Origin of the sequence: Streptomyces sp. NPDC052052 (assembly GCF_040680455.1) — a bacterium.
Taxonomy (GTDB): domain Bacteria; phylum Actinomycetota; class Actinomycetes; order Streptomycetales; family Streptomycetaceae; genus Streptomyces.
The window spans coordinates 1-3013 of record NZ_JBFAWU010000059.1; the positions used below are offsets into that span (position 1 = coordinate 1).

1 protein-coding gene is annotated in these 3013 nt (G+C 73.8%); it reads left to right on the forward strand.

Translation table 11 applies throughout. The annotated features are described in order from the left end of the window. The coding region (locus AB0L71_RS32620; protein ID WP_365250355.1) for an acyltransferase domain-containing protein at positions 1-3013 on the forward strand (3013 nt) is incomplete at both ends.

Genomic DNA, 3013 nt, shown 5'->3' on the forward strand with positions numbered 1-3013 from the left:
AACGCCCACGTGATCATCGAGCAGGCCCCCGAAACAGCCCAGACCGACACAGGAACCGCGGCTCCCGAGCCCGCGGAGTCCACACCCACCATGCCGGCCGTCACCGAGCCGGGTGGCCTGCCTGCCCTCCTGGTCCTGTCGGCCCGTACCGAAGGCGCGCTGCTCGGCCAGGCCGCGCGGCTCGCCGCCCATCTGCGCGCGGCGCCGGAGACGCCACTCGCCGACACCGCGCACACGCTCGCCACCGCCCGCACCCACTTCCCCCACCGTGCAACCGTCACCGCCCGCGGCCACGACGAGGCGTGCGCCGTCCTCGACGCCCTCGCCGCTGACGCGCCGCACCCCCGCCTCGCCTGCGGTACCGCGGACAGCGTCGGGGGCCGCACTGCATGGATGCTGACCGGGCAGGGCAGTCAGCGTTCCGGGATGGGCCGCGAGCTCCACGCCGCGCACCCCGTCTTCGCGCACGCCTTCGACGAGGCCGTACGCCACCTCGACCCCCATCTCGAGCATCCATTGCGGGACATCATGTTCGCCGAGTCGGGCACACCGGCTGCCGCGCTGCTCGACACGACCCGGTACGCCCAGCCGGCGCTGTTCGCCCTCCAGACCGCGCTGCACGCCCTGCTCACTCACCACGGCGCGGCCCCCGACGTGCTCATCGGCCACTCGGTCGGCGAACTGACCGCCGCCCACCTCGCGGGCGTGCTTGACCTGCCGGACGCCGCACGTCTGGTGGCCACACGCGCCCGGCTGATGCAGTCCGCCCCCAGCGGCGGCATCATGCTGGCCGTCGCCGCGCCACCGGACGCGATCGCACCGCACATCGAGGGCCGGGAGCACCTGGTGTCGATCGCCGCAGTCAACGGGCCCGCCGCCACGGTCGTCTCGGGCGACGCGGACGCTGTGCGGGCCATTGGCAGGCACTTCGCGGACCTGGGCACCAAGATCAAGGAACTCGCGGTCTCACACGCCTTCCACTCGCCGCATATGGAGCCCGTCCTCGAGGAGTTCAGGGAGGCTGCGGCGACCGTGGCGTACGCCGAGCCGACCATCCCCGTCATCTCCGACGTCACGGGCGAACTCGCCACCACGGAACAGCTCACCAGCCCTGACTACTGGACCGACCACATCCGGCGTCCCGTGCTCTTCCACGACGGCGTCACCGCGCTGCACGCCGACGGCGTCACCCGCTTCCTCGAACTCGGCCCGGACGCCGTACTGACCGCCGCCGCGCTCGAGACACTGCGCGACGCGAACGCCGGCGCCGGTCCCGTGGCCGTAGCCACGCTGCGCTCGGGACACCCCGAGCCGGAGAGCTACAGCACCGCGCTCGGCCGACTGCACACCAGCGGTGCCCCATTCGCCCTCGACCGGCTGCACCGCACCGCTACACGGGACACGGTGGCCGCCCTGCCCACGTACGCCTTCGAGCGCCGCCGATACTGGCTGGCGCCAGCGGCGGGCACCGCCGACCTGGCCACTGCGGGGATCGACGCCGCAGGCCACCCGTTGCTCGGCGCGGCCGTCACCCTCGCCGCCGACGACAGCTTGCTGCTTACCGGCCGGCTCTCCCTCGCCACCCATCCCTGGCTCGCCGACCACGCGATCAGCGGCCATCCCGTGCTGCCCGGCACCGCGCTGGTCGACCTGGCCCTGCACGCCGGTGAGCAGGTTGGCTGCGACACCATCAACGACCTCGCCCTCCCGGCCCCGCTCGTCCTGCCCGAGGAAGGCGCGGTCCAGCTCCAGCTCGTGCTCGGCGCCCCGGACGATGCCGGGCGCAGGGCCGTGACCTGCCACGCCAGGGCCGCCGACGACCAGAGCGCGGACGAGGAATGGACGCTCCTCGCCACCGGTGCCCTCTCCACCGCGGAGCCGGAGGCCGAGCCCGTGCACGCGGAAACGGCAGCCTGGCCGCCGGCCGGAGCTCGCGCCGAGGCCCTCGACGGGCTCTACGACCGACTCGCGGCCCTGGGTTACGGCTACGGTCCCGAGTTCCAGAACCTCACGGCGCTCTGGCGGGCCGATGGCAGCGACGACCTCTACGCCGAGGTGCGGCTGTCGGACGACGTCGCCGAGCCCGCTGACCGCTTCGGTATCCACCCGGCCCTGCTCGACGCCGCCCTGCACCCGCTCGCGGCCGCGCTCGGCACGTCGGACGCCGCGGTACGACTGCCGTTCGCCTGGCACGGCGTACGGCTCGCTGCGACCGGTGCGACCACACTCAGGGCGCGCCTGACCCGGACCGGGGCCGACGCGGTGGCGCTGACGCTGACCGACCACGAAGGCCACCCGGTCGCCGAGGTTGAGGCACTCGCGGTACGTCCGGTGACACCGGATGCTGTCGTACGGAGCCGGAGCGCGTGCGACGACGCCCTGTTCCGCGTCGAGTGGACGGCGGTACGGGAGCCCGTGGCACCGGCCACGAAGACCGGCGCACCCGAGCCATGGCCGGCGGCGGGATCGCCCGACGGCGGCGCGCCGCCGCCGGGCGTGGTCTTCCTGACCGTGGGAGGCGCCAGCCACACCTCCGGCGACGTTCCCCGGGCCGCGTACGACGTGACCGGCGGCACACTGGAACAGCTCCAACGCCTGCTGACCGACGAACGGTTCGACGGTACCCGCCTGGTGGTCGTCACCAGGGGCGCGGTCGCCTCACGAGACGACGAGGACATCAGCGACCTCGCTGCAGCACCCGTCTGGGGATTGGTGCGCACCGCTCAGTCGGAATACCCCGGGCGCGTCACCCTCCTCGATGTCGGCGACGCGTTCGGCGCGGAGGACATCACCGATGCCGTACGCCGCGCGGTGGCCGTCGACGAGCCCCAACTCGCGCTGCGCGACAACCGGATCATCGCGCCCCGGCTGGTCCGTGCGGGCGCCGCCGACGCGCCCGCGGCCACCGGCGCGCTCAACCCCGAGGGCACGGTGGTGGTCACGGGCGCGTCCGGCACACTGGGCGCCCATGTGGCACGCCATCTGACGGCCGAGCACGGGGCGCGTCACCTTG